The organism is Rhizobium sp. SEMIA4064 (assembly GCF_003025035.1).
Taxonomy (GTDB): domain Bacteria; phylum Pseudomonadota; class Alphaproteobacteria; order Rhizobiales; family Rhizobiaceae; genus Rhizobium; species Rhizobium paranaense.
In genome coordinates, this window is sequence record NZ_PYJN01000022.1 from 113,119 (window position 1) to 134,817 (window position 21,699).

The window sequence follows — 21,699 nt, forward strand, 5'->3', positions numbered from 1 at the left end:
AAGCGGCCGGTATGGTCCAACCGCTTCAAAAGAGCTTTATCGGCTGAGGCTGAGCGGCTGGCCGGACGCCGTGGAACCGTTGAAGCGCGAATCGGCCGTCTTGTAGAGCGTGCCGATCTGGCTGCCATCACGGTTCTTCAAGATAACCTGCTTGCCGGAAACTTCCCAGGAACCCATCGTCGTGAGTTCGCCCGCGCAACCGCGCGTTCCGCCGCGCGAACCACTGCCGAGATTGGTGAGCGTCAGGAACATGTCGCAGCTCGCACCGCCATTGCTGACCTTCCAGCTACCGACCATGGATTCCTTGGTCACGTCCTGCGCAGAAGCGGCCATCGCCTGCTGTTGCTGCTGATTACCCGCATTCGGCGTATTCGTTGGCGCCGCAGGAAACTGCGAGGCACCGGTCGTGGGCGGAAGCTGGCTGGATTGGACAGAAGGAACGGGCTGAGCCTGCAGTGGCGCGGCAGAATAATCGTCGTTGTTGTATGCTGTGCGCTGGCAACCGGCAAGCGACAGACTGATCGCCGCAGCCGTCGCTGCATATCTCAATTGCATCATCATACTCCTAATTGTCCACCATCGAGGTTTGCAAACTGGCGCTTAGTTAGGTTGGGATTATCGTATTTCACTTTGGTTAATCAAGTCGCTACACAGCACAAATCGCTAGGGGCCATAGCTCCGCAAGAATCCGGTCATTTCAAGGCTTAACCCGACGAACCTCATCCAGATAGAAATGATTGGCGAGTTCTTGCATCTTTTTATCGCGGTCGGCGTCCTGACGAAGTTTGCTGGAAAAATCGGAATAACGTGCAAGCGAGCTCGACAAGAATTCCATGAGCGGCGCTGGCGGCGCGCCTTCGCCCATCTCGCGTGTCTCTTTCTTGAGAGCTACCAATTGCAGAATTGCTGCCCGCATTTTTTCGGCTATGTCGATGTCTTCAAGGCATTCGAGCATGTTCATCGGCGGCAGTTTTGAGAAATCGGTCTGCCGCATCCACTCCAGCGCTATGGCCGGTCGAATGCCGTAAAGCAACTTTTTTAACCGTACTGGCTCGGCTCCATCGCCCGGCTGGTGCTGTTTCATCAGGCCGATATAGTGATGAGCAACCTTTCCCGGCACCATGATCGCTTCCAGCAAAGCGCCAAGACGCTCGCGAAAGCCAGGCTCTTCTTCATAGACAAGCGGGGATTTCAACCATTCGACAAGAACGGCATTGCCTTTCAGCGCTAGGAGCAGCGCCTTGCGCAAGTCCCAGCCGCCGGTGTCGATGTCTCCCACAATGGGAAATTCAATGACATCGCGATGCGGAAACAGGGAAAAATGATCCCGCTCTGGCCTGACATAGACAAAGCGGCAATCATAGTCGCTATCGGGTGACGGGAACCCCCAGGCTCGGCTTCCGCTTTCGATGGCAAGGCCGATGCGAATGCCTTCAGATTTGACCGAGGCAAGCCGCAAGCGAATTTCAGCTACTGCCTCCGGCGCAAAGCCTTCCATCGTCATGCGACTTCGATCCCCATCACCTCGCGATGTCGGGCGCCGGTCAGATCCGCCGCTCGACCATCATCTTCTTGATTTCGGCGATCGCCTTGGCCGGGTTCAGACCCTTGGGGCAGGTCTGGGCGCAGTTCATGATCGTGTGGCAGCGATAAAGGCGGAACGGATCTTCGAGATTGTCGAGACGCTCGCCCTTTGCCTCGTCGCGGCTGTCGATCAGCCAGCGATAGGCCTGCAGAAGGACAGCCGGGCCGAGATAACGGTCGCCGTTCCACCAATAGCTCGGACAGGAGGTCGAGCAGCAGGCGCAGAGGATGCATTCATAAAGGCCGTCGAGCTTCAGACGATCCTCATGGCTCTGCTTCCATTCCTTTGCTGGCGGCGGCGACACCGTCTTCAGCCAGGGCTCGATCGAGCGATGCTGAGCATAGAAGTTCGTCAGATCCGGCACGAGATCCTTGACGACGGGCATATGCGGCAGCGGATAGATTTTCACCGTGCCCTTGATCTCGTCCAGGCCTTTGGTGCAGGCGAGCGTATTGGTGCCGTCGATGTTCATCGCGCAGGAGCCGCAAATGCCTTCGCGGCAGGAACGGCGCAGCGTCAGCGTCGGGTCGATCTTGTTCTTGATGTAGAGCAGGCCGTCGAGCACCATCGGGCCGCAATCATCGACGTCGATATAATAGGTGTCTATGCTCGGGTTCAGGCCGTCGTCCGGGCTCCAGCGATAGACACGGAATTCCCGCGTATTCGTCGCGCCTGCCGGCTTCGGCCAGACCTTGCCTTCACGCATCTGAGAGTTCTTGGGGAGAGCGAGTTCAACCATGGTCAGTTCCTCTCAGATCAGTACACGCGTGCCTTCGGCTCGATCTTGTGCGGATCGATGCCTTCGGCAATCAGGTCGGTATGAACGGGACGATAGTCGAGCTTCACGTCGCCGGCTTCGTTGACCCAGGCGAGCGTATGCTTGCGCCAGTTCTCGTCGTTGCGGCCGGCGAACTTGCCCTCGGTATAATCCTCGCGGGCATGCGAGCCGCGGCTTTCCTTGCGGGCTTCGGCGCCGTAGATCGTCGTGATGGCGTTGGCCATCAGATTGTGCAGTTCCAGCGTCTCGACAAGGTCGGAATTCCAGATCAGCGAACGGTCGGTGACCTTGATGTCGGGCAGTTCCTTCCAGATCGCGGAAAGGCGGCGGCAGCCGGATTCCAGCGATTCCTGCGTACGGAACACGGCGGCGTCTTCCTGCATGGCGCGCTGCATCTTTTCGCGCAGCACCGCCGTCGGTGTTCCACCGCTGGCATGGCGCAGACCATCGAAGCGCTCCATGATCTTGTCGCAAGCGGCCACATTGACCGGCGGCACCGGACTTGCCCGGTCAATGACCTGACCGGCGCGGATGGCGGCGGCGCGGCCGAAGACCACGAGGTCGATCAGCGAGTTGGAACCGAGGCGATTGGCGCCGTGCACGGAGGCGCAGCCGGCTTCACCAACGGCCATCAGACCCGGCAGAACGCGCTCCGGATTATTGCTGTCGGCATTCAGCACTTCACCCCAATAGTTCGTCGGAATGCCGCCCATGTTGTAGTGAACGGTCGGCAGAACCGGGATCGGCTCGCGGGTCACGTCGACACCGGCGAAGATGCGCGCGCTCTCGGAAATGCCGGGAAGGCGCTCATGCAGCACGGCCGGATCGAGATGGTCGAGATGCAGGAAGATGTGGTCCTTGCTCTTGCCAACGCCGCGACCCTCGCGGATTTCCAGCGTCATACAGCGCGAAACGACGTCACGCGAGGCAAGGTCCTTGGCCGACGGCGCATAGCGCTCCATGAAGCGCTCGCCTTCGGAGTTGACGAGATAGCCGCCTTCGCCGCGCGCCCCTTCCGTGATCAGACAGCCAGAACCGTAGATGCCTGTCGGATGGAATTGCACGAACTCCATGTCCTGCAGAGGCAGGCCGGCGCGGGCAACCATGCCGCCGCCATCGCCGGTGCAGGTGTGAGCCGAGGTTGCCGAGAAATACGCGCGGCCGTAGCCGCCGGTCGCCAGCACCACCATCTTGGCGGCGAAGCGATGGATCGTGCCATCGTCCAGGCACCAGGCGACGACGCCGGTGCAGCGGCTGCCATCGTCGGACATGATCAGATCGAGCGCGAAATATTCGATGAAGAATTCAGCGTTGTTGCGCAGCGACTGGCCATAAAGCGTATGCAGGATGGCGTGACCGGTGCGGTCGGCTGCGGCGCAGGTGCGTTGCACCGGCGGGCCTTCGCCGTAGTTCTGCATGTGGCCGCCGAACGGGCGCTGATAGATCTTGCCTTCCTCGTTACGCGAGAACGGCACGCCGTAATGCTCGAGCTCATAGACCGCCTTCGGCGCTTCCATGGCGAGATACTGCATGGCGTCGACGTCGCCGAGCCAGTCGGAACCCTTGACGGTGTCGTAGAGATGCCACTGCCAGCTATCCGGCGTCATGTTCTGCAGCGAGGCGGCGATACCGCCCTGGGCTGCGACCGTATGTGAGCGGGTCGGGAATACCTTGGTTATGCAGGCCGTGCGGAAACCCTGCTCGGCCATGCCGAGCGTGGCGCGGAGGCCCGCGCCGCCGGCGCCGACGACGATCACATCATAGGAGTGATCGACATATTTGTAGGCTTTTCCGTTTTGAGCGGGCCCATTCTGAGGGGATGAGTTCGGTGCCATCGGTAATTATCCTACGAACGCGATCTTCAGAATGGCGAAGAGACAGAGCCCGGCCACGAAAATCGCGAAGAATGTGTTGAGCATGAGAAGGACGATCTTGCTGATCTCGCTGTGGACATAGTCCTCGATGATGACCTGCATGCCGATCCTCATGTGAATGACGCCGGAGATCACCATCAGGCCGAAGATAACGGCGACGATCGGGTTCGACAGCGCGTGCACGACTTCCGCGTAGGGCGCGCCGGCATAGATCATCAGGAAGATGACAAAGAAGATGATGAGGGGAACGTTGGCAACGGCGGTCAGGCGCTGACGCCAGAAATGCTCGGTGCCTTCCTTGGCGGAACCAAGACCGCGGACTTTGCCCAGAGGAGTGCGCATATCCATGAGAAATATCCTTTAAAGCATGATCCCGAAAGGCGCCTGAGCGCTTCCGAGAGCAATCATGCCAATCAAATCAGCCGGATGGCGATGCCGATGATCCAGACCAGCGCGGTCAGACAGAGCGAACCGACGAGCGTCGCCTTGGCCATCCTGGTCGAGACAGCGGGATCATAGCCGTATCCGAGATCCCAAATAAAATGCCGGAAGCCGCCAAGCATATGGTGCAGCAGCGCCCAGGTATAGCCGAGCAGAACGAGCCGGCCGATGATCGAACCCATGATCCAGTTGACCAGCTCGAAATAGCCCTGGCCGGTCGCCGCCGCGATCAGCCACCAGGCGACCAGCAGCGTGCCGAAATAAAGCGCGCCGCCGGTGATGCGGTGGACAATCGACATGACCATGGTGGGAATAAGTTTGTAGACTTGCAAATGCGGCGACAGGGGCCGGTTTTGTGTGACGTTCGCCATCAGAACCTCGCGGCGTTACGATACGCTTCTATCCCAGATATCTCCGGGGCAACACACGCTTGGGGGAAGTGCTGTGTGCGTTGCATCAATTGCGACCATTAATCACGGAAAGGCATGTCGACAAGCACAATTGCTGTCTGCCTTGAATTTAATCGATTCGGATCAGCGGACACTTTTAGCGAGTGCGCAGAAACGACATTCTCCGATTGGCCGCTCGATACGATTTTCCCGCCAACCGAGTGGACTTGACGTCGCTCTTGAGGCACTCTGCTCTTCATACTTTATTAAGCATTTGGAGCGCGAGGCAACCTATGGGACGGCATCTTTTCAAGGCAGCAACGCTCGTCTTAGCGGCAGCCGCCGCCCTGTCGTCCATGTCGGCCTCCGCCGGCGGCTATCATGATGGGTACCGCCCGTTCCGACATCACGGGCCATTTCCGCTGCACCCGGCCCGCGTCAGTGCTTTAGCCACGGCGGCCGCCTTTTCGACCGACTATCGCCATGGATATCGGCCGTTCCGCCATCGTGGCCTGGTTCGGTTGCAACAAATCTCCTGGCCGCAGCACTACGCTCAGCCGCAACCGGCCAGAATCATTCTCATGGATCGGCAATATGCGGCTAACGTCGGCACCTATGCGGGCACGGCCGACATGTATCAGGCCGATGGCGGGACCTATATTGTCGGCTATGGCGGCGGCTACGATCCATATCGAGGCGAATCCACTGCGCTGAAGCCGAGGGCCAAGGTCATCAACGTCAAACGTGCCGGCAATGCCTGCTCCTACGAGGCCGGCGTCTGTGTGATTCGCCCCTGACGGTCGTTAGCCGGCAAGAAAGCGCCAGACCGTCGTCTTCTTGACCTCGCTATCCTCCAGCGCCCGCGTCACCGGCACCTGATAGCTGGCCTCAGCCTCCAGACGATCCTTGGGCAGATATGCCCTGCCCGGATCGCCCACCAGCACAAGACGACCCTCTCCCGCCAACTGCCGAAACCATGGAATGAGGCGATCGGCGAAATCGCGATCATAAAAGACATCGCCGGCAAGGATGACGTCGGCGTCCGTCATCCGGTCAATGAGATTGTCACCGGTGAAGTCGAGCACGACACCGTTTTCCGTCGCATTCAGCCTTGTTGCGGTTTCAGCCCAGGGATCGATATCGGCGGCGAGCACATGGCTCGCACCCGCAAGCTTCGCCGCAATCGCGACGAGGCCGGAGCCGCTGGCGAAATCCAGGACCCGTTTTCCGGCAACCGTATCGGGATGATCGAGCACATAGCGCGCAAGCCCCTGCCCGCCCGCCCAGGCGAAAGCCCAAAACGGCGGCGGCAGACCGATCGCCTCGAGTTCTTCCTCCGTCTTCAGCCAGAGATCATGGGCTTCGCTTGCCAGATGCAGTCGGATTTCCGGCACATGCGGCGGCGCCATGAGACTGGTGTTCGCACGAATGAAACTTTCCGGATCGGTCTTCAAATCATCCTCGAGCTAAGTGTCAGACGGGCGGATTGTCGAGTTCGCCCATGCGGCAGACTTCGAGATATTCCTCGTCAGTCACCGGCTGCACGGAAAGCCGCATCGACGTGACGAGCGACATCTGCGAAAGTTTCGGATTGGCCTTGATATCCTTCAGCGAGACGGGCTTCGGCATGTCGCAAACGGCGCGGATATCCACGCAATCCCAGCGCGGATCGTCCTTGGCGGTCGAATCCGGATGCGACAGCGCGCAGACCTCGACAATGCCGACGATCTCAAGCCCGTCATTGGAATGATAGAAGAAGCCCTTGTCGCCGATCTGCATCGCCCGCATGTTGTTGCGGGCGAGATAGTTGCGTACGCCGGTCCATTCCGTGCCCTTCTCGCCAGCCTTTTTCTGGGCCTCCCAGGACCAGGAAGACGGCTCGGATTTATACAGCCAATGCGCCATGTTTCATGCCTCCGGATTGTTGAAGACCCAGTTGAACGGCTTGATCTCGACGCTCTCGAACAGGCCGACCTTTGTATAGGGATCGGCATCGGCGATCGCCTTCGCCGCTTCGATCGTTTCGGCGCTGACGATGGCGAGGGTGCCATTCGACTTTCCATCCGCATCGAGGAATGGACCCGCCATCTTCAGCGTACCCTCGGCATTGAGCTTGTTCAGATACTCGAGATGGGCGGGGCGCGTGTCCATGCGGACATTCAGGTGACCGGGCTTGTCCTTGCAGACAAAGGCAAACAGCATGTTTTCATTCTCCTATGGGAATCAGCAGATCATTGATGGTGATGGATGAAGCCTTGCACGCCGCCAGTCATCCTGTCCCTGCGCGAAGGGGGTTGACGATGTCGAGGCCCCAAAAGTCCGCCTCGTTGTCCGTTGCGATAATGCATTCATTCGCAATTGCCACGGAGGCGATCAACATGTCCATGGGGTCACGCTGTCGCCCGGCCGCTCGCCCCTCCGCCATGAGTTGCGCCCATATTAGGGCAGCACTCTCGTCGAAGGGAAGAATGCGTCCGGCAAAATATGCCAACGGTCCCTGTGCGCCAAGAAACCAGGTTTCGAGATCGTCCCGTTTGCGTCCTGCTGGCTTGATCAAAATCCCACGCTGAATCTCGGCGATCGTGGACGCTGCGATGAAGAGGTCATCATCTATCTGTGCTTGAAACCAGCCGGCAAGACTAGGCGCCGGCTCCGGCTTGACCGTATTGCTGATAATATTGGTATCGAGCAAATAACGGGTCAAAGATCGATCTCGCGCACTTCGCCGTGAACCCGTTCAAGATCGAGATCCGCTCCAACAAGCGGCGAACTGCGCAGCCACGCATAAACGCCACCCTTCTTCTTCGGCTCGCCGGCGATCGCCTGGTTCAGGACATTACGGATATGGGCCGCATCGGTCCCCCCTTCCGCCAGACGCCGCGCGAGCGAGCGAATGAGCGCACGATCGCCATCAAGGCCAAGCACCTCGAAACGGGCTAGACCACGTTCTTCAAGACGCGACCGATAATTTTTGATTGCACGCTTTTGGGAACTGCTCATCGCGGCCTCCGACTTATTACCAGTAATATATCCAGTAATCGCCCCACACTCAAGCGCCAAGTCATTCCGTCGTAATCGGCCGCGTCATCAACTGCTCGATTGCCGTCGGGATATCCAGTTTGCCGTCGATGATGGCCGAGACCGCTTCGGCGATCGGCATATCGACCCCAAGCTTGCGTGCCAGCCGCGCCGCGATGGAGGCGGCATAGGCGCCTTCGACGAGATCGCCATGCGATGGGTCCGCCGCCTCGCCGCGGCCGAGCGCGATGCCGAAACGCAGGTTGCGGGATTGGTGGCTGGTCGCGGTCAGCACGAGATCGCCGAGGCCAGAGAGCCCGCGCACCGTTTCCGCCTTGCCGCCCTTGGCGCAGACAAAGCGCGACATTTCCGCCAGACCGCGGCTGATCAGCGCCGCGCGTGCCGAATCGCCGATGCCGCGCCCTTCGACAATGCCGCAGGCAATGGCCAAAACATTCTTCAGCGCGCCGCCAAGCTGCACGCCGACGCGATCGTCGGACGCATAGAGACGGAATGTCGGCCCGGAAATCGCCTGCGCCAGTCGTTCCGCCACCGCCATGTCGCCGGCGGCGATCGCCATTGCCGTCGGCAGGCCCTTGGCAATATCGGTCGCAAAGCCCGGACCGGAGAGAACCGCGATGGCGTGATGCGGCAATTCCCGCTCCAGCATGTCGGTCAAGAGATCGCCGGAGACCTTGTCGATGCCCTTGGCACAGGTAACGACGACGGCATCCTCTGCGAGATAAGGTCCGTAATGACGTGCCGCATCCGCCTGCGCCTGCGACGGCATGGCAAACAGCACGATGCCGGCGTCCGAAACCGCGTCCGGCTCGGCGGAAAATTGCAGCGAATCCGGCAAATCGATACCCGGCAACGCCGCATCATGGATCCGGTCAGCGCTGAGATCGGCCATGACAGCCGCATTGCGCCCGACCAGTGTCACCTGGCTCTTACCGGTCAAGGCGATGACGGAGGCGAGCGCCGTGCCGAAGGCGCCGGCGCCGATCACTGCAATGCGTTCATTGCCGCTCATGCCTTTGCTCCTCGTTTGCCATGCCCCAAAAGAGTCTCCGCCTTCTGATCGAGCGGCCAGCGCGAGCGCGGCTGCACATCGAGGCCGTCGGGTGCCGCGCCTGTCGCCATGCGCTCCAGCCCCGCCCAGGCGATCATCACGGCATTATCGGTGCAGAGCCGCAGCGGCGGCGCGATGAAACGGAACCCATTGAGATCGCAGAGTTCCTGTAGCGTGCGCCGCAGCTCGAGATTGGCCGCGACCCCGCCGGCAACCACCAGCGCCGGCTTGTCCGCCGTCTTCGGAAATTCCTTCTTGAAGCGCTGCAGGCCGCGCCCGATCCGGTCCTTCAAGGTGCGCGAAATCGCCTTCTGGAAGGAGGCGCAGATGTCGGCGATATCCTGTTCGGTCACCGGCGCGATCGCCGTTGCCGCCTGCCGCACCGCGGTCTTGAGGCCGGAGAAGGAGAAATCAAGGCGGGTCTCGCCGACCAGCGGCCGCGGAAAATCGAATCGATCCGGATTACCGTTCTTCGCCGCCTCTTCGACCGCCGGACCACCGGGATAGGGAAGACCGAGCAGCTTCGCCGTCTTGTCGAAGGCTTCGCCCAGCGCATCGTCGATGGTCGTGCCCCAGCGCTCGTATTCGCCGACGCCGCGCACCAGGATCAATTGCGTATGGCCGCCGGAGACGAGCAGCATCAGATAAGGAAAGGTGAGACCATCCGTCAGCCTTGCCGTCAGCGCATGGCCCTCTAAATGGTTGATAGCGTAGAGCGGCTTGCCGGTCGCCCTCGATATCGCCTTGCCGGTCATCAGCCCGACGAGCAGGCCGCCGATCAGACCGGGACCGGATGTGGCAGCGATGGCATCGACATCGGACAGCGACACATTGGCGCGCTTCAGGGCCTCGTCGATCAACGTATCCAGCGCCTCGACATGGGCCCGCGCAGCAATTTCGGGCACGACGCCGCCATAGGCGCTATGCTCATCCAACTGGCTCAAAACCACGTCGGAGGCAATCGTGGCCGTGCCGTCGTCCCGGCGCTCGACAATGGCCGCGGCGGTTTCGTCGCAGCTTGTTTCGATGCCGAGAATGCGAAGAAATGGCGCCATGGAAGCTGTTCGTTGCCTGTTGGTCGATTGCGATGAAGCGGAAATATGGTTACGGGAACTGTCGGTAACAACGGATCAAAGCGGATGCAAACAAAACCTTTCCGGATCGGCACGCGTGGCAGCCCACTTGCGTTGGCGCAGGCGCACGAGACCCGCGACCGCCTGATGGCGGCGCATGGCTTGCCGGAGGAGATGTTCGAGATCGTCGTTCTGAGCACCAAGGGCGACCGCATTACCGATCGTTCGCTGGCGGCGATCGGCGGCAAAGGCCTGTTCACGGAAGAGCTGGAACAGAAACTGATCACAGGCGAACTCGACTTTGCCGTTCATTCGGCCAAGGACATGGCGACGAAGCTGCCCGAAGGGCTGTCGCTATCTGCCTATCTGCCGCGCGAAGATATCCGCGACTCCTTTATTGGCCGCACCGCGCCGAAGCTGATCGAGCTGCCGCACGGCGCGACCGTCGGCTCTGCGTCGCTGCGCCGCCAGGCGCTGATCCGGCGCCTACGTCCCGATATCAACGTCATTGTCTTCCGCGGCTTGGTCGAAACGCGGCTGCGCAAGCTGGAAGAAGGCCAGGCGGACGCAACCCTCTTGGCGCTTGCCGGCCTGAAGCGGCTCGGCAAGGTGGATGTAATCACCGACATTCTCGACCCGGACGAATTCCCGCCAGCGCCGGCACAAGGTGCGATCTGCATCGAAAGCCGCATCGGTGACGACAGGACGAACGACCTGCTCTCCGCCATCAATGACGGACCGACCTTCGACACCGTTTCGTGCGAGCGCGGTTTCCTGGCAGCGCTCGACGGCTCCTGCCGCACGCCGATTGCCGGCTATGCTGTCTGCGAGGGCGATCACATCAGGTTCTTCGGCATGATCCTGACGCCCGACGGCCAGCAGGTGTACACCACCACCATCGAAGGTCACCGTCGGGATGCCGAGGCGCTCGGCACCAATGCCGGCCAGGCGATCCGCGCCGAAGCAGGCACCACCTTCTTCGAAAACTGGACCTGATACCGGATGCGCGTCGTCGTCACCCGTCCTGAGCATTCGGGTGAACGCACCGCCCGCAGGCTTGCGGAGATGGGGCATGAGGCAGTGCTCCTGCCACTATCAAAGCCTGTCCGCCATGTCGACGCGACCCGACAAGCCCTGTCGAACACCGAGGGCACTGTTGCCGTTACCAGTGCCGAAGCTATCCGCACATTGGGCGCGATAGGCCAGCCCCTCAAGCCTCATCTCAGCCGCCCGCTTTTCGCAGTCGGCAAAGCGACCGCTGACGAGGCTCAAAAACTTGGTTTCATCCATGTTTTCGCATCCGAGGGCAGCGGCGCCGAGCTGGCGGAACTGGTTTCCCGCGAATGGACCGATATTTCTCAAGCCCCGCTGCTCTATCTCGCAGGTTCACCACGCGCCGCAGGTTTCGAAGCAAGATTGAAGGGGCTGAATATCCCGTTCCAGACGGTCGAGTGCTACCGGATGCAGGATATCGTCATCGACGACGCGACCCTTCGCCGGCTCTTTCTCGATGCTTCCGCCGATGCGGTGCTGCTCTATTCGCATCTGACGGCGAAACGATTCTTCAGCCTGCCTTTCCTGCAACGCCACTCGAACCTCCTCACTTCGACAAGATTCCTCTGTCTTAGCGAAGTGATTGCCGAGGCCGTCCCGACTTCGCTGCATTCTCATGTGGATATCGCTAATATGCCGGATGAAGACAGCCTTCTGGCGCTTCTTGCCGCGAAGTGAGGTCGCAATTTTGATCTAAGCTCTTTCCATAATCGACTTGTCTGTCTACTTTCGCTGCAGCGCATGAAAAGAGGACCTCATGGTATCGGGAAATCCGCCAAACCATTCGAAGCCCAACGATGAGCCGATCACGATTGATCTGGAAGCTGAGGAAACCGCTCAAGCCGCGGCTTCCGAAGAGATGACGGAGCGCCATCACAGCGAACCCGGCAGCTCGTCCGCCAATGAGGTGGAAATACCGCCGGAAACGGAAAAGGAGCCGTTAGAGGAGGAGGCCGATCGGCCAGTCGCGGAAACTGCGGCGGAAGATGAAAAGGTCGCAACCGCCCCCGAACCAGAACCCGCGCGTTCCTATGCCGAACAACCCTCCGCGCCCCAGCGGCAGCCCGGCGCAACGTCTGGCCTGATCGCCGCGGGCATTGTCGGCGGCCTGATCTCCCTCATCTGCGTCGGCGCCATCCAATATGCCGGCCTCCTGCCCGGCAGCAGGCCGGCAAAAGATCATTCCGCCGATATTGCCGCGCTTAGCGACGAAATCGACGGCCTGAAGCAGACCGTGTCCAAGCTCGCCGGTGCTCCATCGCCCGACGCCACCCTTACCGCCCGCGTCGCAGCCCTCGAGACAGCGGCCGCCAACAATACGGCCGCAGGCGGATCGTCGGGTACGAGTAGCGGCGATGCCGACCAGAAGATCGCCGCGCTCAGCGCCGAAGTGGATCAATTGAAGGCGAGCCTCGCCCAGGCGACGCAAAGTCAGGCCTCATCCGACGCCGATGTCAGCAAGCGTCTTGAAGACGCTGAAAAGAAGCTGAACGCGCCTAGCCAGGAAAGCGCAGTCGCCCGCGCTATCGCGGCGGCGGCCCTGAAGGCGGCGATCGATCGCGGCGGCCCATTCCAGCCGGAGCTCGATACCTACGCCAATGTCGCACCCAATGACCCCGCAGTTGCTGATCTCAAGGCTTTCGCCCAGACCGGCATTCCTTCGCGCGCCGATCTCATTCGCCGGGTATCCGACGTTGCCACCGCGATCGTCAGCTCGACGCAGCAGGACGATCCCAATCAAAGCTGGAGCGACCGGTTGCTGACCAGTGCCAAATCCCTGGTGCAGGTGCGCCCGGTCGGCAACGTCACCGGCGACAGCGTCGAAGCCATTGCCGCCCGCTTCGAGGACAAGGTGAAGAATGGCGATCTGCCCGGCGCGGTCACCGAATGGAATAGCCTGCCGGACGCCGCCAAATCGGCCTCCGCCGCCTTCAAGCAATCATTGGAAGCTCGCATCCGGGTCGAGGACCTGGTCGGCGACGCGCTGTCGAAGGCGATCGCCGACACCGGAAAACAAAGCTGAGGGCGGGGAAGAGAATGATCAGACTGCTTATTTTCGCCGTTCTCGTCCTGGTGCTTGGCTATGGCTTTTCCTGGCTTGCGGATCGCCCCGGCGATCTTTCGCTGGTCTGGGGCGGCGAACTCTATCAAACCAGGCTTATCGTCGCCGCCGGCATCCTGATCGCGCTGATCGCCGCCGTCATGGTGGTCTGGTGGTTCATCCGCCTGATCTGGACCTCGCCGCATTCCGTCACCCGCTATTTTCGCGCCCGCAAGCGCGACCGCGGCTATCAGGCTTTGTCCACGGGGCTGATCGCCGCCGGCGCTGGCAACGCGTTGCTTGCCCGCAAGATGGCGGCGCGCACGCGCGGCCTCATCCGCGCCGATCAGGAGCCGCTGATCAACCTGCTAGAAGCGCAGGCTGCGCTGATCGAGGGTAAGCATGACGAGGCCCGCCAAAAATTCGAGCTGATGGCCAACGACCCGGAAACCCGCGAACTGGGTCTGCGCGGTCTTTATCTCGAAGCCAAACGTCTCGGCGCGCATGAAGCAGCACGGCACTATGCCGAAAAAGCTGCCGACCAGGCGCCCTATCTGCCTTGGGCAGCACAGGCGACGCTGGAATATCGCAGCCAGGCCGGCGATTGGGACGAAGCCATCAAGCTTCTCGACCAGCAGAAGATCGCCCGTGTCATCGACAAGGACACTGCCAACCGCCAGCGTGCTGTATTGCTGACCGCACGAGCCAATGAAAAGCTCGAAGGCGATCCATCCGGCGCCCGGGACGATGCGCTGGCCGCGCTGAAGCAGTCCCCTGATTTCGTGCCGGCCGCGCTCACCGCCGCCAAGGCATTGTTTCGCGAAGACAAAGTCCGCAAGGCCGCTTCTATTCTTGAACAGGTCTGGAAGGCGGAGCCGCATCCGGAGATCGGCAGAGCCTATGTCCGCGCCCGCAGTGGCGATTCCGTCGCCGATCGCCTGAAGCGTGCCGAGCGACTGGAGGCGATCCGCCCGAACAACGTCGAAGCACTGCTGATCACGGCAAAGGCCGCACTCGACGCCCGTGATTTCGCCAAGGCTCGCACCAAGGCGGAAGCCGCGGCCCGCATCGATGCCCGCGAAGGCGCGTTCCTACTGCTCGCCGACATCGAAGAGGCCGAAACCGGAGATCAGGGCCGCATCCGCCACTGGATGGCGCAGGCATTGCGCGCGCCACGCGATCCGGCCTGGCTAGCCGATGGCGTCGTTTCCGACAAATGGCTGCCGCTGTCGCCGATTACCGGCCGCCTCGACGCCTTCGAATGGAAAGCGCCCTTCGGCCAACTCGAAGGCCCGGTGGAAGAGGGTACGATCGCCTCGGTCGACGCCGCGCTGCGGTCGCTGCCGCCGGTGCGCGAGGCAGCTCCCGCAACCGCCGCGGCGCAACCGACCTCACCAACAGTTGCTTCGCCGGCTGCCGATACATCTGTTATAGAATTGGAGCCGGTCGCAACGAAGCCGGCTCCCGCGCGTCCCGCCAAATTCGAGCCGGCGAAGGAGCCGGAACCAAAGCCCTTCTTCGGCGGTGCGCCGGATGATCCGGGCGTGAAAGATCTCAAGCTTGAACCGGAACCCAAGACACGGCTGAAGCTCTTCTAAGAATGGAATCGAATGTTTGAACGCTTTCAGGAATTCTTCCAAAATCTGACCAGGGAAAACCCCAAGTCCGGTTTTGCTCCCGACGATCCGCGTATCGCGGTTGCCGCGCTCTGTTTCCAGGTGATGGAGGCGGATGGCAAGATCGAGGAAAGCGAGAAGAAGCGGCTTCGCAAGCTGCTGAAGAGCCAATACGGTCTCGACGGCCGCCAGCTCGACGCGCTGATTGCGGCCGGTCAGGAGGCCGAGAGCGAGGCGGTCGATTATTACCGCTTCACTTCCGATCTGAAGCGCCATCTCAACAGCGAACAGCGCCTCGAACTTCTCGGCATCCTCTGGGACATCGTTTATGCGGATGGCGAACGCAGCGAAATGGAGGACCATGCGATCTGGCGCATCGCCGATCTCTTGGGCATTTCCGATCGTGATCGCGTCGTCAAGCGCCAGGAGGCAGCCGCCCGCGCCCCGGGTCCCAGGAAGGAAACCGGGGATGATGATTGAGGCGCCGCGGGGTGGTAGACGCGGCCCCGTATTGATCGTCCTGCATCAGGAACGCTCCAGCGCCGGCCGCGTCGGCCAGATGCTTTTGGACAAGGGCTACGATCTCGACATCCGTCGGCCGGTGCTTGGCGACCGGCTGCCGACAACGCTGGAAGGTCACGCCGGCGCGGTGGTCTTCGGCGGCCCGATGAGCGCCAATGATCCCGACGATTTCGTCAAGGCCGAGATCAATTGGCTCGACGTGCCGCTAAAGGAAAATCGCCCCTATCTCGGCATCTGCCTCGGCGCGCAGATGCTCGCCCGCCACCTCGGCGCCAAGGTCAAAGCCCGCGATGACGGCAAGACCGAAATCGGCTGGTATCCGCTGCAGCCGACGGAAAAAGGCCGGCTTTTGATGCGCCACTGGCCGCAAATGGTCTATCATTTTCACCGTGAAGGTTTCGAACTGCCTCACGGTGCCGATCTGTTGGCGACAGGCGAGACCTATCCCAACCAGGCCTATCGCTACGGCGCCAATGCCTGGGGCCTGCAGTTCCACGCGGAACTGACCCGCGCCATGATGCAGCGCTGGGTCGTACATGGCGAGCACCGCTTCTGCATGCCGAACGCCCAGAAGGGCCGCGAGCATCTGGAGGGCCGGATGATTTTTGACCCACCGCTCAAAGCCTGGCTATCCGAATTCCTCGATCTGATTTTCGAGGGCAAGCAGGCGATCGCGGCCTGATCGGCTCCGCCTCATCCCATCCTTCGCGTCAGCTCTGCTTTTCCTCCGCCGTTGATTGGATGCCGAGCGGCGGACCAACCAACAGGTTGATGAGCACCAAAAGCCCTATGGCTCCAATCATGCCGGCGATGCGGTTCATGGCCGGCAGTAGGCTGTCCGCGGGGCCTGTATCCTGCACAAGCGTCAGGATCAATGCGACGCCCGCCTGCGAACCAACGCCGGCGATGCCATACCGCCCGCTCTGGATCTGCATGGAAAGCCAGGTGCCTGCCATCAGCAACAACAGCCAGGGTACGAAGGATTGGCTGATCGGGAAGAACAGCACCATGGCGCCAAAACAGCCGCCCAGTATGCACCCGGCTATCCGCTGCAACATGCGCTGAGCAATCGCCGATTGGTCCCTTTCCGAAATCCCGGTCAGCGTCGGAACAGCCATGACAGCGCCGATCGAAATCGCCATCTGGCTGAGGTTAGGCAACTCCAGTTGCCGCCAGACCAGTGGCACCGCCGCAACCGCCATCCCCGTTCGCATGGCATGCGACAGCACATGCCAGTTGGGACCGAACAAACTATGCCAACCGGGTGGCGGCGCCACCGCCTCGCCTTCCGCAGGCGCCAGTAGCCGTGTCACCAGAAGCGCCGTGGCAGTACCGAGCACGATCTCGACGGCACGATAGAAAGCGATGGAAAGCGCCAGCGTCGGATCATCCAACGAACCAAGCGTCACCATCATGGCCGTGATCCCACCAAGCAGCCAGGCCTGGCCGTGGGGGCTCAGCAATGAGCCGAGGATGGCAAGCGTACCGGCGGCAAAAAGAAGCAGCACCGTCGCCAAAGGATCATAGACGACCCAGGGTGCAAGGACGAAGCTCAGCGCCGCGCCGACGAGCGTTCCCACCATCCTCATCCCGCCTCTCTGCCAGGATTGCGGATGGCTCGCCTGCACGCACAGGAAGGCGCTGATCCCGGCCCACCAGGGATTGTTGACCCTCAGCATCAAAGCAAGGACGAGCGCGAGTCCGACCGCCAGGGCGGCGATATTGGCTTGCCACACGCGGGGGCCGGAAAGGCTGAGCTCTGCCAGCTCGCCGCGGATCGCATTGACGAGCTCGGCGATAGCCTTCCTCATGGGAAGATCAGTGTGCTGGCATCCGATCCCATATAAAGGGTGAGGTCAGATGGGGGATCGGCCAGCTTCAGCGTTACCGGGAAGCGGCGTCCCAGCCGGATCCAGTCGGTGGTCGGAGCGACATAGGGCAATATTCCATCCTGATTGGGGCCTCTGCTGATGCCGCGCGACACGCCTTCGATACGAGCGCGATAGAGGCGCCACGGATGCGTGTCGAGCCATACCCAGGCTGCCTTGCCGGGCTTAAGGCTCCTGATGTAGTTCTCCTTGTAGTTCGCAACGATGCGCCAGCCCGCCGCATCGACGATGCCGACGAGCGCCTTGCCGGCCGAGGCCGTATCGCCCACGCTGACGGAGAGATTGTTGACCGTGCCGTCGGCGGGCGTGTGGATTTCGGTCTGGCTGAGCTGCCATTCCGCCAAGGCAAGCGCGGCCTTAGCCTGCGCGGCGACAGCGTCCTGATTGACAACCGACTGCGAAGCCTTATCGACCGCCTCGCGGGCGGCCACCTGCTCCCGCTGTTGGGCGGAAACCATGTCGGCAGCCGTCAAGGCCACCTGCTTCTGATCACCGCTGGCCTGTTGTAATGCGGCCGTCGCAGCCGCCAGCCGATCCTGAGCAGCCTTCAGCTCATCGTTGACAAGCTTGTGATTCACAGCCGCTTCCTGAACCGCTGCTTTGCGTTGATCGACGACGAGCTGGAACGGCACCTTATCGATGACAGCCAAAAGATCGCCGCGCCGTACCTCCTGGTCGTTGGCGACGTTGACGCTGACGATCACGCCCGTGACCTGCGGGGCAATCGTCACGAAATTCGTGGTGACATAGGCATCGTCCGTATAGGCGACGAACGACGTCAGAACCTGCCAAACCGCCAATAGCGCCAGCAGGCAGGCTATACCCACGACGAGCCGGAACGCGCGCTGGCGCTCGGTGGACGCAGCCGGCAGCGGAGCAGATGGCTCCGGCTCGATCGGTTCGTTGCTCGTCATGTTGCTCATGGCGACAACATGCGCGCGCACTTGCCATCATGACAAGAAAATTGTGGCTTACGCCACCTGCGGCTCGCCCTCGCGGTCCGGCGCATTCAGGCTATCGATCTTTCGCAGTTGCGGGAAGCCGCTCGCCCAGATGATCGCGACGGCCAAGGTGCCGATGCCGCCGATGACGACGGCAGGGACGGCGCCGAAATAGCGCGCCATAGTGCCGGCGCGGAATTCGCCGAGTTCGTTCGACGCACCGACGAAGACCATGTTCACGGCATTGACGCGGCCGCGTACGTGGTCCGGCGTCCAGAGCGTGATCAGAGTTTCGCGGACGTAGACCGAGATCAGGTCGGAGGCGCCCATGATGGCGAGCGCCGCGATCGATAGCCACGGCGTATGCGAAATGCCGAAGATCAATGTTCCCAAGCCAAACATTGCGACGCCGCTGAACATGTAGATCCCGGCACGATGCCGGATGGGATAGGTCGCCAGAAACAGGCCCATGGCAATGGCGCCGAAGCTTGGCGCGGCGCGCAGCAGGCCGAGGCCCCAGGGACCGAGCGTCAGGATATCGCGCGCATAGACCGGCATCAGCGCCACGGCTCCGCCAAGCAGCACGGCGAAGAGATCGAGCGAGACGGCGCCGAGCACCACCTTTTCCGACCAGATGAAATGGAAGCCTGCGAGGATCTCCTTCAAGCTTCTCGATTCATGCGCAACACGCTGCTGCGGTTTCGGAATGAGGAAAGTCAGCAGCGAACCGGCGGCGAAGAACACGACGGCGACCGTATAGGAAACGCTCGGGCCGACACCGTAGAGCAGACCGCCCGCGACGGGGCCGAGAATGGCGGCCGCATCCCAGGACATGGAATTCCAGGTCACCGCGTTCGGCAAATCCCTCGGCGGAATGAGATTGGGCGCAAGCGACTGCGTCGCCGGCGTCATGAAGGCGCGCTCGATGCCGAAGACGGTAAGGATCGCGAAAACCGGAAGCGGCGCGAAGGTGCCGGAAACCGTCAGAAACAGTAGTGCCGCAGTACAGATCGTGCCGACGAAAATGCAGATGGCGGCCACCATGCGCCTGTTGTAGCGGTCGGCGACGGTGCCGGTCACCAGGATCAGGAGCAGCGAAGGCAGGAACTGCACCAGGCCGATCAGGCCGAGATAGATCGGATTGCCGGTATGGTCATACATCTGCCAGCCGACGGAGACGCTGACCACCTGTGTGGCGAAAGCCGTCAGAAATCGGGCAAAGAAGAAATAGGTGTAGGCGACGTGCCTGAAAGCGGCAAACCGGTCACCGCTCGGAACCGACGACATGAGATGAGGCTTTCCGGCCGGAGCTGTAGAGAACGCTCGGCCTGTTAAACATGATTCAGCGTGCTTCAAAGCATGGGACTTGCCCGTTAAGTCGCCAATGTCTACATGTCTGTCAACCGCGAAATGGAGACGGATATGCTCGCCTTATTTCAAACCATTGATCTGGCTTTGAATCTTTATACTTGGGTACTGATCGCCAGTGCCATTTTTTCATGGCTCTATGCATTCAATGTCATTAATTCGAGCAATCAGTTCGTCAACTCGGTCGGAAGTTTCCTCTATGCGGTCACGGAACCGGCGCTCCGTCCGATCCGGCGCATCCTGCCCGATCTCGGCGGCATCGACATTTCGCCGATCATCCTGCTGCTGATCATCTTCTTCTTCCGTTCCCTGATGTGGAACACGCTTTATCCGCTCGTCGGCCGGTGAGCGATGCCTGGCAGGCTTTTGCCGACCATGTGAGATTGTCCATCCGGCTCACGCCCAATGGCGGGCGTGATGCGATCGACGGGTTCGAGACCGGCGCCGATGGCGAAGCCTATCTCAAGGCGCGTGTCTCCGCCGTGCCGGAAAAGGGCAAGGCCAACAAGGCGCTGATCGCGCTCATCGCCAAGAGCTTCGGCACCTCCAAATCCTCGGTCAGCCTGATTTCCGGTGAGACCGCGCGTAAAAAAATCCTCCGGATCGATGGCGACCCGGAGGATTTGATAAGACCTGATCACTTCGCCTTCTTGGCGCGCTCGATAGCTTCGAGAATGAGTTCGCCGGCTTCCTTCGAGCCTTTCCAGCCGTAGATCTTCACCCACTTGCCGGGCTCCAGATCCTTGTAGTGCTCGAAGAAGTGCTCGATCTGCTTCACCGTGATTTCCGGCAGGTCGGTATATTCCCTAACCTTCTCGTAGCGCAGCGTCAGCTTCGGCGAAGGAACGGCAATGATCTTTTCGTCCTTGCCGGAATTGTCTTCCATCATCAGCACGCCGATCGGGCGGACGTTGATGACGCAGCCCGGAACCAGCGGGCGGGTGCTGGCGATCAGCACGTCGATCGGGTCGCCGTCTTCGGAGAGCGTGTGCGGGACGAAGCCGTAATTGCCCGGATAGGTCATCGGCGTGTAGAGGAAACGGTCGACAACCAGCGTGCCGGCGTCCTTGTCCATTTCATACTTGATCGGATGACCGCCGACCGGAACTTCAACGATGACGTTGACGTCTTCGGGCGGGTTCTTGCCAATGGAAATCGCGTCGATGCGCATGCGTGTCCCCTAATAAGGATGGTTGCTGCCAGCCAAATAATCGGAATCATGACGCAACGCAACAAGGCATTGGGACGGTGCGGGATTTTAATCGATTGTCGCAGCGGGCGTCTTAACGCATGTCCCGCAAAAGTGCGCAACGGTTTTGCGATAACGACATGCGCAATATCAAGAGCCTAGAGCGCAAGGAGCGAGTTTGAAAGATCGCGACCGCTTTAGGGCCAGACGAAGCCGATCTTCTTGAGCTGCTTGCGGTCGAAGGTCTCGATACCCTCGCAGAAATCGGCGCCGCCCTGACCGCGATAGAAGCGGTCGGCATTCTCGTTTTCCTCGAGGCACCAGACGACCAGTCCCTTGCAGCCAAGCGACTTCAGGAGCCGGCGCGCCTCGCCGAAGAGAAGCCGGCCAAGGCCGATGCCCTGATATTCCGGGCGCAGATAGAGTTCGTAGATCTCGCCTTCCTGAGGCAGTGCGCGGGCACGATTGAGACCGAGCGTGGCGTAACCGGCGATCTCGCCGGCGACATCGAGAACCAGAAGCGTTGCCGGGCCACTGGTCGCCTTGCGCCACCAGGCTTCGCCGCGGCGCTCGATCATCTGGCTGAGCGCACGATGCGGAATGATGCCGGTATAGGTGTACTGCCACGACTGGCGGTGCACCTCCGAAATGGCTCGGGCATCATGCGGTTCAGCCCGCCGAACATCAATCGACAACGTCTTCATAACGTCTACTCTGGTCCCGCCAGCGAAAATTAACCATCCACAAATCATGCGGACAGACGATTTGCCCACAGTCTTTACCTGTGGACGGCTACTGAAAATTAACCCCTTTTTAACCTTTGCAACAAGGGCTCAAAAATCGAACACAC

At 61.0% G+C, this 21,699-nt stretch carries 27 protein-coding genes; 9 read left to right on the forward strand and 18 right to left on the reverse strand.

Annotated features, from left to right (window positions below; translation table 11 throughout):
- Nucleotides 1–36: 36 nt before the first annotated feature.
- The 6 genes from C9E91_RS17730 to sdhC all read right to left on the reverse strand — a co-directional run bounded on the left by C9E91_RS17730 (nt 37) and on the right by sdhC (nt 5,049).
- Nucleotides 37–555, reverse strand: a complete 519-nt coding sequence (locus C9E91_RS17730; protein ID WP_107109930.1) for a protease inhibitor Inh/omp19 family protein — start codon at nt 553–555, stop codon at nt 37–39.
- A gap of 142 nt (nt 556–697) precedes the next feature.
- Complete coding sequence (locus tag C9E91_RS17735; RefSeq protein ID WP_107109593.1) at nt 698–1,504, reverse strand: nucleotidyltransferase domain-containing protein; 807 nt, start codon at nt 1,502–1,504, stop codon at nt 698–700.
- 40 nt (nt 1,505–1,544) lie between these two features.
- Nucleotides 1,545–2,324, reverse strand: a complete 780-nt coding sequence (locus C9E91_RS17740; RefSeq protein WP_107109594.1) for a succinate dehydrogenase iron-sulfur subunit — start codon at nt 2,322–2,324, stop codon at nt 1,545–1,547.
- A 17-nt stretch (nt 2,325–2,341) separates the two neighbouring features.
- Nucleotides 2,342–4,198, reverse strand: a complete 1,857-nt coding sequence (gene sdhA / locus C9E91_RS17745; RefSeq protein ID WP_107109595.1) for a succinate dehydrogenase flavoprotein subunit — start codon at nt 4,196–4,198, stop codon at nt 2,342–2,344.
- Nucleotides 4,199–4,204: 6 nt separating this feature from the next.
- Complete coding sequence (gene sdhD, locus C9E91_RS17750) at nt 4,205–4,585, reverse strand: succinate dehydrogenase, hydrophobic membrane anchor protein (protein WP_028751293.1); 381 nt, start codon at nt 4,583–4,585, stop codon at nt 4,205–4,207.
- Nucleotides 4,586–4,650: 65 nt separating this feature from the next.
- The gene (gene sdhC / locus C9E91_RS17755; protein WP_107109596.1) at nt 4,651–5,049 is read right to left on the reverse strand and encodes a succinate dehydrogenase, cytochrome b556 subunit; all 399 of its coding nucleotides are present in this window, start codon (nt 5,047–5,049) and stop codon (nt 4,651–4,653) included.
- 311 nt (nt 5,050–5,360) lie between these two features.
- Here sdhC and C9E91_RS17760 point away from each other — a divergent pair, with 311 nt between their 5' ends.
- Complete coding sequence (locus C9E91_RS17760) at nt 5,361–5,864, forward strand: hypothetical protein (RefSeq protein ID WP_245407521.1); 504 nt, start codon at nt 5,361–5,363, stop codon at nt 5,862–5,864.
- A 6-nt stretch (nt 5,865–5,870) separates the two neighbouring features.
- On the opposite strand, the gene C9E91_RS17765 is transcribed toward C9E91_RS17760, so the two are convergent.
- The 7 genes from C9E91_RS17765 to tsaD form a co-directional block, all read right to left on the reverse strand.
- Nucleotides 5,871–6,521: a class I SAM-dependent methyltransferase gene (locus C9E91_RS17765; protein ID WP_107109597.1), complete on the reverse strand. Its 651-nt coding sequence runs from the start codon at nt 6,519–6,521 to the stop codon at nt 5,871–5,873.
- A gap of 19 nt (nt 6,522–6,540) precedes the next feature.
- Entirely contained in the window at nt 6,541–6,972 is a 432-nt protein-coding gene (locus C9E91_RS17770; RefSeq protein WP_107109598.1) for an EVE domain-containing protein, read from the reverse strand.
- Nucleotides 6,973–6,975: 3 nt separating this feature from the next.
- Nucleotides 6,976–7,269 (reverse strand): YciI-like protein, encoded by a 294-nt coding sequence (locus C9E91_RS17775; protein ID WP_107109599.1) that lies wholly within the window; start codon nt 7,267–7,269, stop codon nt 6,976–6,978.
- 67 nt (nt 7,270–7,336) lie between these two features.
- Nucleotides 7,337–7,771 (reverse strand): type II toxin-antitoxin system VapC family toxin, encoded by a 435-nt coding sequence (locus tag C9E91_RS17780; RefSeq protein ID WP_107109600.1) that lies wholly within the window; start codon nt 7,769–7,771, stop codon nt 7,337–7,339.
- Complete coding sequence (locus C9E91_RS17785; protein WP_107109601.1) at nt 7,768–8,067, reverse strand: hypothetical protein; 300 nt, start codon at nt 8,065–8,067, stop codon at nt 7,768–7,770. Before C9E91_RS17785 ends, C9E91_RS17780 begins: the two co-directional genes overlap by 4 nt.
- A gap of 61 nt (nt 8,068–8,128) precedes the next feature.
- Entirely contained in the window at nt 8,129–9,118 is a 990-nt protein-coding gene (locus C9E91_RS17790) for an NAD(P)H-dependent glycerol-3-phosphate dehydrogenase (protein ID WP_107109602.1), read from the reverse strand.
- The gene (tsaD, locus tag C9E91_RS17795) at nt 9,115–10,212 is read right to left on the reverse strand and encodes a tRNA (adenosine(37)-N6)-threonylcarbamoyltransferase complex transferase subunit TsaD (RefSeq protein ID WP_107109603.1); all 1,098 of its coding nucleotides are present in this window, start codon (nt 10,210–10,212) and stop codon (nt 9,115–9,117) included. The genes C9E91_RS17790 and tsaD overlap by 4 nt, the downstream gene beginning before the upstream one ends.
- Before the next feature lie 84 nt (nt 10,213–10,296).
- On the opposite strand from tsaD, the gene hemC reads away from it, so the two are divergent.
- From hemC to C9E91_RS17825, 6 genes are all read left to right on the forward strand, one after another.
- A complete protein-coding gene (hemC, locus tag C9E91_RS17800; RefSeq protein WP_107109604.1) occupies nt 10,297–11,226 on the forward strand; it encodes a hydroxymethylbilane synthase in 930 nt (309 codons plus the stop codon).
- A gap of 6 nt (nt 11,227–11,232) precedes the next feature.
- Complete coding sequence (locus tag C9E91_RS17805; protein ID WP_107109605.1) at nt 11,233–11,961, forward strand: uroporphyrinogen-III synthase; 729 nt, start codon at nt 11,233–11,235, stop codon at nt 11,959–11,961.
- A gap of 79 nt (nt 11,962–12,040) precedes the next feature.
- A complete protein-coding gene (locus tag C9E91_RS17810; protein WP_107109606.1) occupies nt 12,041–13,306 on the forward strand; it encodes a COG4223 family protein in 1,266 nt (421 codons plus the stop codon).
- 14 nt (nt 13,307–13,320) lie between these two features.
- Nucleotides 13,321–14,922, forward strand: a complete 1,602-nt coding sequence (locus tag C9E91_RS17815; RefSeq protein WP_107109607.1) for a heme biosynthesis protein HemY — start codon at nt 13,321–13,323, stop codon at nt 14,920–14,922.
- Between the two features lie 12 nt (nt 14,923–14,934).
- Nucleotides 14,935–15,420: a tellurite resistance TerB family protein gene (locus C9E91_RS17820; RefSeq protein WP_107109608.1), complete on the forward strand. Its 486-nt coding sequence runs from the start codon at nt 14,935–14,937 to the stop codon at nt 15,418–15,420.
- Nucleotides 15,413–16,144, forward strand: coding sequence for a glutamine amidotransferase (locus C9E91_RS17825; RefSeq protein WP_107109932.1), 732 nt, complete (start codon nt 15,413–15,415; stop codon nt 16,142–16,144). The genes C9E91_RS17820 and C9E91_RS17825 overlap by 8 nt, the downstream gene beginning before the upstream one ends.
- Before the next feature lie 28 nt (nt 16,145–16,172).
- Here C9E91_RS17825 and C9E91_RS17830 read toward each other — a convergent pair whose 3' ends face one another.
- Genes C9E91_RS17830 through C9E91_RS17840 form a run of 3 tightly spaced genes read right to left on the reverse strand, consistent with a single transcriptional unit; the run spans nt 16,173 to nt 19,579 of the window.
- Complete coding sequence (locus tag C9E91_RS17830) at nt 16,173–17,273, reverse strand: FUSC family protein (protein ID WP_107109609.1); 1,101 nt, start codon at nt 17,271–17,273, stop codon at nt 16,173–16,175.
- A complete protein-coding gene (locus C9E91_RS17835; RefSeq protein ID WP_245407522.1) occupies nt 17,270–18,274 on the reverse strand; it encodes an HlyD family secretion protein in 1,005 nt (334 codons plus the stop codon). The genes C9E91_RS17830 and C9E91_RS17835 overlap by 4 nt, the downstream gene beginning before the upstream one ends.
- 48 nt (nt 18,275–18,322) lie before the next feature.
- Nucleotides 18,323–19,579 (reverse strand): MFS transporter, encoded by a 1,257-nt coding sequence (locus C9E91_RS17840; RefSeq protein ID WP_107109610.1) that lies wholly within the window; start codon nt 19,577–19,579, stop codon nt 18,323–18,325.
- A gap of 135 nt (nt 19,580–19,714) precedes the next feature.
- On the opposite strand from C9E91_RS17840, the gene C9E91_RS17845 reads away from it, so the two are divergent.
- Together C9E91_RS17845 and C9E91_RS17850 are read left to right on the forward strand one after the other, a co-directional pair.
- On the forward strand, nt 19,715–20,008 hold the full coding sequence (locus tag C9E91_RS17845) for a YggT family protein (protein ID WP_107109611.1): 294 nt from the start codon (nt 19,715–19,717) through the stop codon (nt 20,006–20,008).
- On the forward strand, nt 20,005–20,373 hold the full coding sequence (locus C9E91_RS17850; RefSeq protein ID WP_107109612.1) for a DUF167 domain-containing protein: 369 nt from the start codon (nt 20,005–20,007) through the stop codon (nt 20,371–20,373). The genes C9E91_RS17845 and C9E91_RS17850 overlap by 4 nt, the downstream gene beginning before the upstream one ends.
- Here C9E91_RS17850 and ppa read toward each other — a convergent pair.
- A complete protein-coding gene (gene ppa / locus C9E91_RS17855; RefSeq protein ID WP_028751314.1) occupies nt 20,298–20,831 on the reverse strand; it encodes an inorganic diphosphatase in 534 nt (177 codons plus the stop codon). The two genes, C9E91_RS17850 and ppa, sit on opposite strands and share 76 nt — an antisense overlap.
- Nucleotides 20,832–21,046: 215 nt before the next feature.
- Complete coding sequence (locus tag C9E91_RS17860) at nt 21,047–21,553, reverse strand: GNAT family N-acetyltransferase (protein ID WP_104824627.1); 507 nt, start codon at nt 21,551–21,553, stop codon at nt 21,047–21,049.
- Between the last annotated feature and the right edge of the window lie 146 nt (nt 21,554–21,699).